The 13,575-nt window shown below is 72.5% G+C and carries 13 protein-coding genes; 12 read left to right on the top strand and 1 reads right to left on the bottom strand.

Going from position 1 to position 13,575, the window contains the following annotated elements:
* Positions 1-434 precede the first annotated feature (434 nt).
* Positions 435-1,418, bottom strand: a complete 984-nt coding sequence (locus ACFV9Q_RS25545) for a quinone oxidoreductase family protein (protein WP_377236740.1) — start codon at positions 1,416-1,418, stop codon at positions 435-437.
* 116 nt (positions 1,419-1,534) lie between these two features.
* Here ACFV9Q_RS25545 and argC point away from each other — a divergent pair, with 116 nt between their 5' ends.
* The 12 genes from argC (at position 1,535) to ACFV9Q_RS25485 (ending at position 13,464) form a co-directional block, all read left to right on the top strand.
* A complete protein-coding gene (gene argC, locus ACFV9Q_RS25540) occupies positions 1,535-2,632 on the top strand; it encodes an N-acetyl-gamma-glutamyl-phosphate reductase (RefSeq protein WP_377236739.1) in 1,098 nt (365 codons plus the stop codon).
* Positions 2,629-3,810 (top strand): bifunctional glutamate N-acetyltransferase/amino-acid acetyltransferase ArgJ, encoded by a 1,182-nt coding sequence (gene argJ / locus ACFV9Q_RS25535; RefSeq protein WP_377236738.1) that lies wholly within the window; start codon positions 2,629-2,631, stop codon positions 3,808-3,810. Before argC ends, argJ begins: the two co-directional genes overlap by 4 nt.
* Positions 3,807-4,757 (top strand): acetylglutamate kinase, encoded by a 951-nt coding sequence (gene argB, locus ACFV9Q_RS25530; protein WP_377236737.1) that lies wholly within the window; start codon positions 3,807-3,809, stop codon positions 4,755-4,757. The genes argJ and argB overlap by 4 nt, the downstream gene beginning before the upstream one ends.
* Complete coding sequence (locus ACFV9Q_RS25525; protein WP_377236736.1) at positions 4,754-6,052, top strand: acetylornithine transaminase; 1,299 nt, start codon at positions 4,754-4,756, stop codon at positions 6,050-6,052. The genes argB and ACFV9Q_RS25525 overlap by 4 nt, the downstream gene beginning before the upstream one ends.
* Positions 6,049-6,978, top strand: coding sequence for an ornithine carbamoyltransferase (gene argF / locus ACFV9Q_RS25520; protein ID WP_377236735.1), 930 nt, complete (start codon positions 6,049-6,051; stop codon positions 6,976-6,978). The genes ACFV9Q_RS25525 and argF overlap by 4 nt, the downstream gene beginning before the upstream one ends.
* Positions 6,978-7,496: an arginine repressor gene (locus tag ACFV9Q_RS25515; RefSeq protein ID WP_285101642.1), complete on the top strand. Its 519-nt coding sequence runs from the start codon at positions 6,978-6,980 to the stop codon at positions 7,494-7,496. Before argF ends, ACFV9Q_RS25515 begins: the two co-directional genes overlap by 1 nt.
* A gap of 52 nt (positions 7,497-7,548) precedes the next feature.
* Positions 7,549-8,796, top strand: coding sequence for an argininosuccinate synthase (locus tag ACFV9Q_RS25510; protein ID WP_377231479.1), 1,248 nt, complete (start codon positions 7,549-7,551; stop codon positions 8,794-8,796).
* Positions 8,793-10,271: an argininosuccinate lyase gene (argH, locus tag ACFV9Q_RS25505; RefSeq protein WP_377236734.1), complete on the top strand. Its 1,479-nt coding sequence runs from the start codon at positions 8,793-8,795 to the stop codon at positions 10,269-10,271. Before ACFV9Q_RS25510 ends, argH begins: the two co-directional genes overlap by 4 nt.
* A 104-nt stretch (positions 10,272-10,375) precedes the next feature.
* Positions 10,376-10,927 carry a uridine kinase gene (locus ACFV9Q_RS25500; protein ID WP_377236733.1) on the top strand — a complete coding sequence of 184 codons (552 nt, stop codon included), beginning with the start codon at positions 10,376-10,378 and terminating at the stop codon, positions 10,925-10,927.
* 40 nt (positions 10,928-10,967) lie between these two features.
* Positions 10,968-11,630, top strand: a complete 663-nt coding sequence (locus tag ACFV9Q_RS25495; RefSeq protein WP_377236732.1) for a DNA-3-methyladenine glycosylase — start codon at positions 10,968-10,970, stop codon at positions 11,628-11,630.
* A gap of 62 nt (positions 11,631-11,692) precedes the next feature.
* Positions 11,693-12,055 carry a PadR family transcriptional regulator gene (locus ACFV9Q_RS25490; protein WP_377232460.1) on the top strand — a complete coding sequence of 121 codons (363 nt, stop codon included), beginning with the start codon at positions 11,693-11,695 and terminating at the stop codon, positions 12,053-12,055.
* Complete coding sequence (locus tag ACFV9Q_RS25485) at positions 12,055-13,464, top strand: permease prefix domain 1-containing protein (protein ID WP_377236731.1); 1,410 nt, start codon at positions 12,055-12,057, stop codon at positions 13,462-13,464. Before ACFV9Q_RS25490 ends, ACFV9Q_RS25485 begins: the two co-directional genes overlap by 1 nt.
* Positions 13,465-13,575: the final 111 nt, after the last annotated feature.

Here is a 13,575-nt window from a genome sequence, read left to right as displayed (position 1 = left end):
GTTGTACCACAGGGGTGGGGCGTTTTCTTTGGAGGTCGACACGTTCTTGTGCCGACCTCAACGCAAACTGCCGACCGCCCGGCAAGCTGCCGACCGCGCAGCAAACTGCCGACCTCAAGGCATGCTGCCGACCGTGCTGTGTGCCGATGGCGCGCTGCGTACTGCCGTCCGTGGCCGCACCACGAGATCGGTCGGCTGCATCGAGACCGGTCCATCGATGGACCGGTCTCGAGGCAACCGACCGATCTCAACGCAGGCGACTGACCCCAGGGCCGGCAAGGCCCAGTCACCCGATCGATCTCGCGGCGGGCGACAGCACCGCCCACTGCCGACCGCGCCGCGCCCCGCCCCAGCCCGCTGAGTGCTGGGTATTTGTTGAGCCAACCGCCTCGAACCCACAAATACCCAGCACTCAACGAGGGGGGAGGGAGGGGTCAGGGGGTCAGCAGGACCTTGCCCGTTGTCGCGCGGGACTCCAGCGCCTGGTGCGCCTCGCCTGCGTCGGCGAGCGGGTACGTCGCCCCGATGCGGACGTCCAGGTCGCCCGACGCCGCGGACGACAGCACCTCCGACGTGCGCCACTCCAGCTCCGCGCGCGTGAGGGCGTAGTGCGCGATCGTCGGCCGGGTGAGGTACAGCGAGCCACCCCTGTTGAGCCGCTGCGGGTCGAACGGCGGCACCTGGCCCGACGACCCGCCGAACAGCACGAGCATCCCGCGCGGGCGCAGCGAGGCCAGCGACGCCTCGAAGGTGCTCCGGCCCACGCCGTCGTAGACCACGTGCATGCCCTGGCCGTCGGTCAGCTCGCGCACGACCGCGGGCAGCTCGGCGGTGATGTCGGCCATCGCGGCGTAGTCGATGGTGTGCGCCGCGCCGGCGGCGGCGGACAGCGCCGCCTTCTCCGGCGTCGAGACCGTGGTCACGACCCGGCCGCCGCGCGCGACGGCGAGCTGGGTGGCCAGCAGCCCGACGCCGCCCGCGCCCGCGTGCAGCAGCACGTCGTGCCCCGGCTGCACCTCGAACGTGGACCGCACGAGGTAGTGCGCGGTGATCCCCTGCAGGGGGAGCGCGGCGGCGGTGGTCAGGTCGAGCCCGGCGGGCACGTGCACGACGCCGGAGGCGTCGACGGCGACCAGCTCCGCGTACGAGCCGGGTCCGTCGTGCCAGGCCACGCGGTCGCCGACGGCGAAGCCGGTGACGCCCTCGCCCAGCGCCTCGACGGTGCCCGCGCCCTCGGCGCCGACGACGTGCGGGTACTGCATCGGGTACACGCCGGCGCGCTTGTAGGTGTCGATGAAGTTGACGCCGGCCGCGGCGACGCGGAGCAGGAGCTGCCCCGGTCCGGGTTCCGGGTCGGGGAGCTCGGTGTACGACAGGACCTCGGGGCCGCCCGCCTCACGGGCTACGACTGCACGCATGGGCCGAGCCTACGTCGCGTGCGGCGGGGCCCGACGGCGGGGCCCGACGGCGGGTCCCCTGTCCGCGGTACGGAACAGGTTTCGCCCCCGCTGCATAACTATGTACACTACCGAATATGTCCAGCAGCCAGCTCATCCGAGTCGCCGTCGCGGGCGCTTCCGGCTACGCGGGCGGAGAGGTCCTGCGCCTCCTCGCGGCCCACCCCTTCGTCGAGATCGGCACCCTCACCGCGCACGCGAGCGCCGGTTCGAGCCTCGGCGAGGTCCAGCCGCACCTGCGCGGCCTCGCGCACCGCATCCTGGAGCCCACCACGCCCGACACGCTCGCCGGCCACGACGTCGTGGTGCTCGGCCTGCCGCACGGCGCGTCGGGCCAGGTCGCTGCCCAGCTTCCGGACGACGTCCTGGTCATCGACCTGGGCGCCGACCACCGGCTGGAGTCGGCGAGCGACTGGGAGCAGTTCTACGGCTCGACGCACGCGGGGACCTGGCCGTACGGCATGCCCGAGCTGATCCACGCCGAGACGCCGGGCGCCGACGCGACCGCCGACGACCTGAGCACCGCCCCCCGCCAGCGCGACAAGCTGCCCGGCGCCCGCCGCATCGCCGTGCCCGGCTGCAACGTCACGGCGGTGACGCTGGGCCTGCAGCCCGGTGTCGCCGCGGGCGTGGTCGAGGCCACCGACATCGTGGCCGTGCTGGCCAACGGCTACTCGGGCGCGGGCAAGGCGCTCAAGCCGCACCTCCTGGCGAGCGAGGCCCTCGGTTCGGCCCAGCCGTACGGCGTGGGCGGCACGCACCGGCACATCCCGGAGATCCAGCAGAACCTGCGGGTGGCCGGCGCGCCCGAGGTCGGCATCAGCTTCACGCCCACCCTCGTGCCGATGGCGCGCGGCATCCTCGCGACCGCGACCGCCCGGCTGGCGAAGGGCGCCGACCCGGAGCAGGTCCGCGCCGCCTGGGAGGCCGCCTACGCCGACGAGCCGTTCGTGCACCTGCTGCCCGAGGGGCAGTGGCCCAGCACGGCGATGACGCTCGGCGCCAACACGGCCCTGGTCCAGGTCGCCGTCGACGCGGCCGCGCGCCGGGTCGTCACGGTCACGGCCATCGACAACCTGGTCAAGGGGACCGCGGGCGCCGCGGTCCAGTCCATGAACCTCGCCCTCGGCCTGCGGGAGACCGCCGGCCTCATCACCGAAGGAGTCGCACCATGACGGTGACCTCCCCGCAAGGGTTCCGCGCCGCCGGGGTCACGGCGGGCCTGAAGGCCTCCGGTCGGCCGGACCTGGCGCTGGTCGTCAACGACGGCCCCGAGTTCTCCGCCGCCGCGGTGTTCACGAGCAACCGCGTGGTCGGCGCGCCGGTCATGTGGTCGCGCCAGGCCGTGAAGGACGGCGCCGCCCGCGCCGTCGTGCTCAACTCCGGCGGCGCCAACGTGTGCACCGGACCGGGCGGGTTCCAGGACGCGCACGCCACCGCGGAGAAGGTCGCCGGCGAGCTCGGCATCGGCGCCATCGACGTGCTGGTCGCCTCCACCGGCCTGATCGGCGTCCGCCTGGCCGCGGACAAGCTGCTCGCGGGCGTGCCCGTCGCGGTCGGCGCGCTCGCCGCCGACGACGCGGCCGGCAAGGCCGCCGCCACCGCCATCATGACCACGGACACCGTGGCCAAGACGGCGGTGCGCACCGTCGAGACGCCGTCGGGCACCTTCACGGTGGGCGGCATGGCCAAGGGCGCGGGCATGCTCGCCCCCGCCCTGGCGACGATGCTGTGCGTGGTGACCACGGACGCCGTCGTCCCCGCCGCGGACGCCGACGCCGCCCTGCGCGCCGCCACGCGCGTCACCTTCGACCGCGTCGACTCCGACGGCGCCATGTCCACCTCGGACACCGTGGTGCTCATGGCCTCGGGCGCCTCCGGCGTCACGCCCGACCTGGCAACACTCACCGCGGCCGTCACCGAGATCTGCGCCGACCTCGCCCGGCAGCTCGTCGCGGACGCCGAGGGCGCGTCCCACGACATCGCCATCACCGTCACGAACGCGACCACCGAGGACGCCGCGCTGGCCGTCGCCCGGGCCGTCAGCCGGTCCAACCTGGTCAAGGCCGCCGTGTTCGGCAACGACCCGAACTGGGGCCGCATCCTGTCCCAGGTCGGCACCGTCCCCGAGGACGTCGCGCCGTTCGACCCGGCCGAGCTCGACGTGAGCGTCAACGGCGTCCTGGTCTGCAAGGCGGGCGGCGCCTACGAGCCGCCGGAGAAGGTCGACATGGCCGCGGCCCGCGAGGTCACGTTCACCATCGACCTGCACGCCGGCGACGCCGAGATCACGCTGTGGACCAACGACCTCACGCACGACTACGTCCACGAGAACAGCGCGTACAGCACATGAGCAGCGACATCGTGAACGGGCTGCGGCCCGACCAGAAGGCCGAGGTGCTCATCGAGGCCCTGCCCTGGCTGCAGGAGTTCTCGGGCGCGCTCGTCGTGGTCAAGTACGGCGGCAACGCCATGATCGACGCCGAGCTCAAGGCCGCCTTCGCGCAGGACATGGTGTTCCTGCGGCAGGTGGGGCTGCGGCCCGTCGTCGTGCACGGCGGGGGACCGCAGATCAACGCCATGCTCGACCGGCTCGGCATCGAGTCGGAGTTCAAGGGCGGCCTGCGCGTCACCACGCCGGAGGCCATGGAGATCGTGCGCATGGTCCTCACGGGCCAGGTCAGCCGGGAGCTCGTGGGCCTGATCAACGCCCACGGCCCCGTCGCCGTCGGCCTGTCCGGGGAGGACGGCGGCCTGCTCGGCGCTCAGCGCCGGCACGCGATCGTCGAGGGCGTGCCCGTCGACGTCGGCCTCGTGGGCGACGTCGTCCAGGTGGACCCGCGCGCCGTGGAGGACCTGCTGGAGGCCGGGCGCATTCCCGTCGTCTCCACGATCGCGCCCGACAAGGACGACCCCACCCAGGTGCTCAACGTCAACGCGGACACCGCGGCCTCCGCGCTCGCGGTGGCGCTTGGCGCGAAGAAGCTCATCGTGCTGACCGACGTCGAGGGCCTGTACACGGACTGGCCCGACAAGGGCTCGCTCGTCGAGCGGATCACGGCGCCCGAGCTGGCCGAGCTGCTGCCCACCCTCCAGGCCGGGATGGTGCCCAAGATGGAGGCATGCCTGCGCGCCGTCGAGGGCGGCGTGGGCGCCGCGACGGTCATCGACGGACGGCAGCCGCACAGCGCGCTGCTGGAGGTCTTCACCACGCGGGGCAACGGCACGATGGTGGTCGCGGGGCCTGCACCGGCAGAGGACGCCGAGGCCTTCGAGGCCCAGGAAGGAACGGACGCATGAGCACGGTGATCCCGGCCGACGAGAGCGCGGCCCTGACGGCCGACGGCTCCGTCGCCGCATGGACCCAGCGGTACTCGGGCGCGGTGATGGACACGTTCGGCCCGCCGCAGCGCGTGCTGGTGCGCGGCGAGGGCGCCTACGTGTGGGACGCCGACGGCAAGCGCTACCTCGACCTGCTCGCGGGCATCGCGGTGAACGCGCTGGGCCACGCCCACCCGACGCTGACGGCCGCGATCAGCGCCCAGCTCGGCACGCTCGGGCACGTCTCCAACTTCTTCGGCACGCCCGCCCAGATCGCGCTCGCCGAGACGCTGCTGCGTGTGGCCGAGGCACCGGAGGACTCGCGCGTGTTCCTCACCAACTCGGGCACCGAGGCGGTCGAGGCGGCGTTCAAGATGACGCGCCGGGTCGCGACGTCGTCCGGCGTCGGCACGCGCACGCGCGTGCTCGCCCTGGAGGGCGGCTTCCACGGCCGGTCGATGGGCGCGCTCGCGCTGACCGCGAAGGCCGCGTACCGCGAGCCGTTCGAGCCGCTCCCGGGCGGCGTCGAGCACCTGCCGTTCGGCGACCTCGCCGCTCTGGAGGCCGCGTTCACGCCGCAGTCCGTCGCCGAGCACGGCGAGGTCGCGGCCCTGGTGGTCGAGCCCGTGCAGGGCGAGGCCGGCGTGCGGCCACTGCCGCCCGGCTACCTCGCGGCCGCCCGCCGCCTGACCCGGGCGCACGGCGCGCTGCTCGTGCTGGACGAGGTCCAGACGGGCGTCGGCCGGTGCGGCTCGTGGTTCGCCTACCAGCAGCCGGAGATCGGCGGCGGCATCGTGCCCGACGTCGTCACGGTCGCCAAGGGCCTCGGCGGTGGCTTCCCCGTCGGCGCGGTGATCGCGTACGGCGACGCCGCGCGCCTGCTCGGCCGCGGTCAGCACGGCAGCACGTTCGGCGGCAACCCCGTGGCCTCGGCGGCGGCGCTCGCGACGCTCGGCGTGATCGAGCGCGACGGCCTGCTGACCAACGTGCGCGAGGTCGGGGCGCTGCTGCGCCAGGAGATCGAGATGTGCGGCAGCCCGCTCGTCAAGGAGGTCCGCGGCCGCGGGCTGCTGCTCGCCGTCGTGCTCAACGAGCCGGTGGCGCCGCAGGTGGCCGCCGCCGCCCTGGAGGCCGGACTCATCGTCAACGCGGTGGCGCCGGACGCGATCCGGCTCGCCCCGCCCCTGATCCTGACCGCGGAGCAGGCCACGGAGGCCGCCCGCTTCTTCGCCTCGCTCTCCGAGCACGTCCAGACCCCGGAGGACCCCGCATGACCCGCCACTTCCTGCGCGACGACGACCTGACGCCCGCCGAGCAGAAGGCCGTCCTGGAGCTCGGCCTCGCCCTGCGCGCCGACCGGTACGCGAAGCGTCCGCTGGAGGGCCCGAAGGCCGTCGCGTTCATCACCGACAAGCCGACGCTGCGCACCCAGGTGTCGTTCGCGGCCGGGATCGCCGAGCTCGGCGGGTTCCCGCTCGTGGTGGACGGCCGGCTCGCCCAGATCGGCGTGCGCGAGTCCGTCGCGGACACCACGCGCGTGCTCGACCGGCAGGTGTCCGCGATCGCGTGGCGCACGTTCGGGCAGGACCGCATCGAGGAGATGGCGTCCGTCTCGCGCGTGCCCGTGGTCAACGCCCTCACCGACGACTTCCACCCCTGCCAGATCCTCGCGGACCTGCTCACGGTGGCGCAGCACCGGGGGCTGGACAGCCTGCCCGGCACCACGTTCGCCTACGTGGGCGACGCCGCGAACAACATGGGCAACTCCTACCTGCTGGGCTGTGCGACGGCCGGCCTGCACGTGCGGATCGCGGGCCCGGAGGGCTACCTGCCCGACGCCGCCATGGTCGCCCGGGCGGCCGAGATCGCCGCGACCACGGGCGGCTCGGTGACCGTGACGACGTCCGCCAAGGAGGCCGTGGCCGGCGCGGACGTCGTGGCCACCGACACCTGGGTGTCGATGGGCGACGAGGACGAGGCCGAGGCGCGGTCCAAGCCGTTCTGGGACTACCAGGTCAACGCGGAGCTGCTCGCGGCCGCCGCGCCGGACGCGCTCGTGCTGCACTGCCTGCCGGCGTACCGCGGCAAGGAGATCACCGCCGACGTCATCGACGGGCCGCAGTCCGTGGTCTTCGACGAGGCCGAGAACCGCCTGCACGCGCAGAAGGCGCTGCTGGCCTGGCTGCTGGAGCAGGGCTGATGGTCACCCGGCAGCCGGCGACGACGGCGACCACCGCGACCACGAAGGCGGCCCGGCACGCCCGGATCACCGCGATCGTCACGCGCAACGCGATCCACTCGCAGGCCGAGCTGGCCGACGCGCTGGCGGCCGACGGCGTGAGCGTCACGCAGGGCACGCTGTCGCGTGACCTGATCGAGCTGCAGGCCGAGAAGGTCCGCGGCTCGGACGGCACGCTCGTCTACGCGGTCCCGGGCGAGGGCGGGGACCGCAGCGCCCAGTCCGACGCGAGCGAGGAGTACCTGTCCGCGCGGCTGGCCCGGCTCGCCAAGGAGCTGCTGGTCTCGGCCGAGTCGTCGGGCAACCTTGTGGTGCTCCGCACCCCGCCGGGGGCGGCAAACCTGCTGGCCTCAGCCATCGACCACTCCGTCTTCCCCGGGATGCTGGGGACCATCGCGGGGGACGACACGATCCTCGTGATCGCGCGCGACGCCGACGGCGCCGCACTCGCGGGCCGCTTCCTCGCGCTCAGCGCCTGAGAACCCACAAGAATTGCACCTGAACACCACCACCGGAAAGAGAACGTCAATCATGACTGAACGCGTCGTGCTCGCCTACTCGGGCGGCCTGGACACCTCCGTCGCCATCGGCTGGATCGCCGAGGCCACCGGGGCCGAGGTGGTCGCCGTGGCCGTCGACGTCGGCCAGGGCGGCGAGGACATGAACGTCATCCGCCAGCGCGCGCTGGACTGCGGCGCCGTCGAGGCGTATGTCGCCGACGCGCGCGACGAGTTCGCCGCCGAGTACTGCATGCCCGCGCTGCGGGCCAACGGCATGTACCTCGACCGCTACCCGCTGGTCTCCGCCATCTCGCGCCCCGTGATCGTCAAGCACATGGTGCGCGCCGCCCGCGAGTTCGGTGCCTCGACCGTGGCCCACGGCTGCACCGGCAAGGGCAACGACCAGGTCCGGTTCGAGGTGGCCACCACGTCGCTCGCGCCCGACCTCAAGTCGATCGCGCCGGTGCGTGATCTCGCGCTGACCCGCGAGAAGGCCATCGACTACGCGGAGAAGCACGACCTGCCGATCGCGACCACGAAGAAGAACCCGTTCTCGATCGACCAGAACGTGTGGGGCCGCGCCGTCGAGACGGGCTTCCTCGAGGACATCTGGAACGAGCCCACCAAGGACGTCTACTCCTACACCGACGACCCGACGTTCCCGCCGGTCGCCGACGAGGTCATCCTCACGTTCGAGCAGGGCATCCCCGTGGCGATCGACGGCGTGCCCGTCACCCCGCTGCAGGCCATCCAGGAGATGAACCGCCGTGCGGGCGCCCAGGGTGTCGGCCGCATCGACATCGTCGAGGACCGGCTCGTGGGCATCAAGTCCCGCGAGATCTACGAGGCTCCCGGTGCGATCGCGCTGATCGCTGCCCACCAGGAGCTGGAGAACGTCACGCTCGAGCGCGAGCAGGCCCGGTTCAAGCGCCAGGTCGAGCAGCGCTGGAGCGAGCTCGTCTACGACGGCATGTGGTTCTCGCCGCTGAAGAAGTCGCTGGACGTCTTCGTCGACGACACCCAGAAGTACGTCTCGGGCGACATCCGCATGGTGCTGCACGGCGGCCGGGCCACCGTGACCGGACGTCGCTCGGAGCAGTCGCTGTACGACTTCAACCTCGCCACCTACGACGAGGGCGACGCGTTCGACCAGTCGCAGGCCCGCGGCTTCATCGAGATCTACGGCCTCACCGCCAAGCTCGCCGCCGCGCGCGACGAGAAGTTCGGCAACGGCGTGGACCTCGGCGCCAAGGCGAACCTGACGGCAGGCGCGCTGTGAGCGAGCACGACGGCAAGGACGTCGAGCACGCGACCTCGCGGACCGTCGGCGGGCACACCGGCCCGAAGGTCGCCCTCTGGGGCGGCCGGTTCGCCGGCGGGCCGTCGCCGGAGCTGTCCGCGCTGTCGCAGTCGACGCACTTCGACTGGCGGCTCGCGCAGTACGACATCGCCGGGTCGCGGGCGCACGCCCGTGCCCTGGCGACCGCCGGCCTGCTCACCGAGCCGGAGCTCGCGCGGATGATCGACGCGCTCGACGTCCTGGAGCAGGACGTCGTCTCGGGCGCCTTCATGCCGGTGCTCGACGACGAGGACGTGCACACCGCGCTGGAGCGCGGCCTGCTGGAGCGCGCCGGCGACGAGCTGGGTGGCAAGCTGCGCGCCGGCCGGTCCCGCAACGATCAGATCGCCACGCTGGTGCGGCTGTACCTGCGCGACCAGGCCCGTACCGTGGGCACGCAGGTGCTCGACCTCGTGGACGAGCTCATCGTCCAGGCGGCCGCCGCCGGGAACGCCCCCATGCCGGGCCGCACCCACCTGCAGCACGCCCAGCCGGTGCTGCTGGCGCACCACCTGCTGGCACACGCGTGGCCGCTGCTGCGCGACGTGGACCGGTTCCTCGACTGGGACGTGCGCGCCTCGAAGTCGCCCTACGGCTCGGGTGCGCTCGCGGGTTCCTCGCTCGGCCTGGACCCGGCGGCCGTGGCCGCCGACCTGGGCCTGGAGGGCGGGCCGGTCGAGAACTCGATCGACGGCACGGCCTCGCGCGACGTGGCGGCCGAGTTCGCCTTCGTCGCGGCGATGATCGCGGTGGACCTGTCGCGGATCGCGGAGGAGGTCATCCTCTGGAACACCAAGGAGTTCGGGTTCGTCCGCCTCGACGACGCGTACTCCACGGGCTCGTCGATCATGCCGCAGAAGAAGAACCCGGACATCGCCGAGCTCGCGCGCGGCAAGGCCGGGCGCGTGATCGGTGACCTCACCGGCCTGCTCACCACGCTCAAGGGCCTGCCGCTCGCGTACAACCGCGACCTGCAGGAGGACAAGGAGCCGGTGTTCGACCAGGTGGCGACGCTCACGGCGGTGCTGCCCGCGTTCACGGGCATGGTGCGCACCATGGTGTTCGACACCGACCGCATGGCCGAGCTCGCGCCGCAGGGCTTCTCGCTCGCGACCGACATCGCCGAGTGGCTCGTCAAGCAGGGCGTCCCGTTCCGGGTGGCGCACGAGGTGGCCGGCTCCTGCGTGCAGGAGTGCGAGGCGCGCGGCATCGAGCTGTGGGACCTGTCCGACGAGGACCTGGCCAAGATCTCGGAGCACCTCACCCCCGACGTGCGCTCCGTGCTGTCGGTCGAGGGCTCGCTCGCCTCGCGCGACAACGTGGGCGGTACCGCCCCGGCGCGGGTCGCGGAGCAGATCGAGGCCGCCAAGGAGCGCTCCACGGAGTTCCGCTTCTGGGCCCAGCCGGAGTCCTGACGGGCGACTGGCTCGCGCGACCGCGCGGCGTCTACCCAGCGATTGTGCCCGGAATCCACGTGGATCCGGGCACAATCGCTGGGTAGACCTATGAGGGGAGCAGGATGACCGTCACGCCAGGGGTGCTGGGTGAGGTGCTGGGACGGATCCGGGTGGTCGACGCGCGTCTGATCTGCGTCGACGGGCCCGCCGGGTCGGGCAAGACGACGCTGGCCGCGCAGCTCGCGGACGCGCTGGAGGCCCCGGTGATCCACATGGACGACCTCTACGAGGGCTGGGCGGCAGGGCCCGACGGCGGCGCCGAGAACCTGCGCCGCTGGGTCCTGGACCCGCTGGTCGCGGGGGAGCAGGTGCGGTATCGGCGCTACGACTGGGTCGAGGGCGAATGGGCCGAGTGGCACGACGTCCCGCCGTCGGCCCACCTGGTGGTGGAGGGCTGCGGCGCGGGCGCGCGCCAGGTGGACGCCCTGGGCGCGTTCCGCATCTGGGTCCAGGCGGACGAGACCGAGCGGCTGCGCCGCGGCCTGGCGCGCGACGGCGAGGACGCCCGCGAGCACTGGCTGCGCTGGATGGCGGACGAGGCGGAGCACTACGCGCGGGAGCGCACCCGTGAACGGGCCGACCTGCACCTGGACGGGGTCGGCGCGCTGATCTGATGGAGCGGACGACCGAGGAGCCAACCCGAGTGACGCACCCATGACCGTGCCGGCCCGCCGGTTCTTCGACCGGCCCGTGGTCGATGTCGCGCGCGACCTGCTCGGCGCCACGCTGACCCGCCGTACCCCCGACGGCGCCGTCACGCTGCGGATCACCGAGATCGAGGCCTACGACGGGACGAACGACCCCGGCTCGCACGCCTTCCGCGGCCCGAGCCGGCGCAACGAGACGATGTTCGGCGAGCCAGGGCGGCTCTACGTGTACCGGCACCTGGGCCTGCACTACTGCGCCAACGTGGTCTGCGGTCCGGAGGGGACGGCGTCCGCGGTGCTGCTGCGCGCCGGCGAGGTGACGGGGCCCGGCCCCGAGGGGCTGGCGCTCGCACGGACTCGGCGCCTCGCCTCGGGCGTCGCGCGCACCGACCGTGACCTGGCCCGCGGACCCGCGCGCCTCACCGTCGCGCTCGGCCTCGACCTGTCCGACGACGGCGCCGACGTCACCGACCCGGAGGGCGCGGTGGTGCTGGAGGTCCCCGAAACACCGTCGGGCACCGTGCTGTCCGGGCCGCGCGTCGGCGTGAGCGGCGACGGCGGCCGCGCCGACCTGTTTCCGTGGCGCTTCTGGCTCGACGGCGAGCCGACGGTGTCGGTCTATCGCGCCGCGGCGAAAAGGCCCACGACGCGACGTCCGACACGAACCTAGTTCTCCTATGCCTAGTGCTGCTAGGGTAAGTATCCCTAGCAGCACTAGGCATAGGAGTGCAGGTGCACATCGACAAGGATCTGGTCGCGGCGTCCGCGACGCCGCTCGTCCTCGGCATCCTGTCCGACGGCGAGTCGTACGGCTACGCGATCCTCAAGCGCGTCAACGAGCTCTCCGGCGGCCGCATGGAGTGGACGGACGGCATGCTCTACCCCCTGCTCCACCGGCTGGAGCGCCTGGAATACGTCAAGGCGACGTGGGGCACGTCCGACGTCGGGCGGCGGCGCAAGCACTACGCGATCACCGCGTCGGGCAAGGAGGCGCTCGCGGAGCGGCGGCAGCAGTGGGCGGTCGTCTCCGACGCGCTCAAGCAGGTCTGGCAGGACGTCCAGCCCGGCCCCGCCGTCGCGGAGGGGTGGGCCTGATGAGCGACCAGAACGCGAACGGCGTCGGCCCGGCCCAGCAGACCGGGCCGGCCGAGCACGTCGTGCTGGAAGAACAGATCGACCTGTGGCGCGGCTACGTCCAGCGCCGTCGGGCGATCTCGGCGGCCGACGTCGACGAGATGGAGGACCACCTGCGCGGCCAGGTCAGCGACCTGACGGCGACCGGGCTGGAGGACGAGGAGGCCTTCCTCGTCGCGGTCAAGCGCATGGGCAACCTCGACGAGGTGTCCCGCGAGTTCGCGCGTGAGCACTCCGAACGGCTCTGGAAGCAGCTCGTGCTTGTCCCCGAGGAGCCGAGCGACGGCGGGCGCTGGCGCGAGCTGGCCGTCGTCCTGGCCCTCGCGGTCGGCGCGGGGATCGTGCTCAAGGTGCTGCTCGCCGCCACGACCGGCAACGAGCTGGTGCTCGTGCGCAACGCCGTCTTCGCCGTCCTGCCGTTCCTGGCCGGGTACTTCGTGTGGAAGCGGCACGTGCCGTGGCGGGTGAGCGCCCTGCTGGTCGCGATCACGACGGCGTTCGCGCTCGTGGTCAACCTGTACCCGTTCCAGCCGGGGGAGTTCGACGGACCGGGCATGACCGAGTTCCTCGCGATCACCCACACGCCCGTGGTGCTCTGGCTGCTGCTGGGCGTCGTGTACGCGGGCGGGGCGTGGCGGTCCGGCGCGCGCCGGATGGACTTCGTCCGGTTCACCGGCGAGCTCATCATCTACCTCGCGCTGATCCAGCTCGGCGGCGGGCTGCTGATCGGACTCACCTTCGGCTCGCTCAGCCTCGTCGGGGTCGACTTCGAGCCGTTCCTCGGCGACTGGCTCCTGCCGTTCGCCATCCCGGGTGCACTGCTGGTCGGCGCGTGGCTGGTGGAGGCCAAGAAGAACGTCGTCGAGAACATCGCCCCCGTGCTGACCCGGGTGTTCACGCCGTTGACGATCGTCATGCTGGTCGCGATCTTCGTGGTGCTGCTCGTCAACGGGCCGCTCACCGCGGTGGACCGGGACCTGCTCATCCTCATGGACGCGATCCTCGTGCTGGTCCTGTTCCTGCTGCTGTACTCGATCTCGGCCCGCGACCCGCTCGCGCCGCCCGGGATCTTCGACTGGCTGCAGCTCATCCTGGTCGGCGCGGCGCTCGCGGTGGACGCCGTGGCGCTGACCGCGATGCTCACGCGGATCGCCGAGTTCGGCTTCACGGCCAACAAGGTCGCGGCCCTCGGGCTCAACCTCGTGCTCCTGGTGCACCTCGCGTGGGCGGCGTGGCTGGCGACCGGCTTCGTCCGCGGGCAGCGCACGTTCGGCGCGATCGAGCGCTGGCAGACCCAGTACCTGCCGGTCTACGCGATCTGGGCCGCGATCGTGGTGGTGACGTTCGGCCCGATCTTCAACTTCGCCTAGCCCGCTTCGTTGAGTGCTGGGGTTTTTGTTTTTTTCCGGCCCGGAAAAAACAAAAAACCCACACCCCAAAAGGGCGGGGGGGGGGTGGGGTTTTTGGGGGGTTTCCCCACA

This window comes from Promicromonospora sp. NPDC059942, assembly GCF_042731755.1.
GTDB lineage: Bacteria > Actinomycetota > Actinomycetes > Actinomycetales > Cellulomonadaceae > Promicromonospora.
This window is presented reverse-complemented; position numbering and strand designations above follow the sequence as displayed.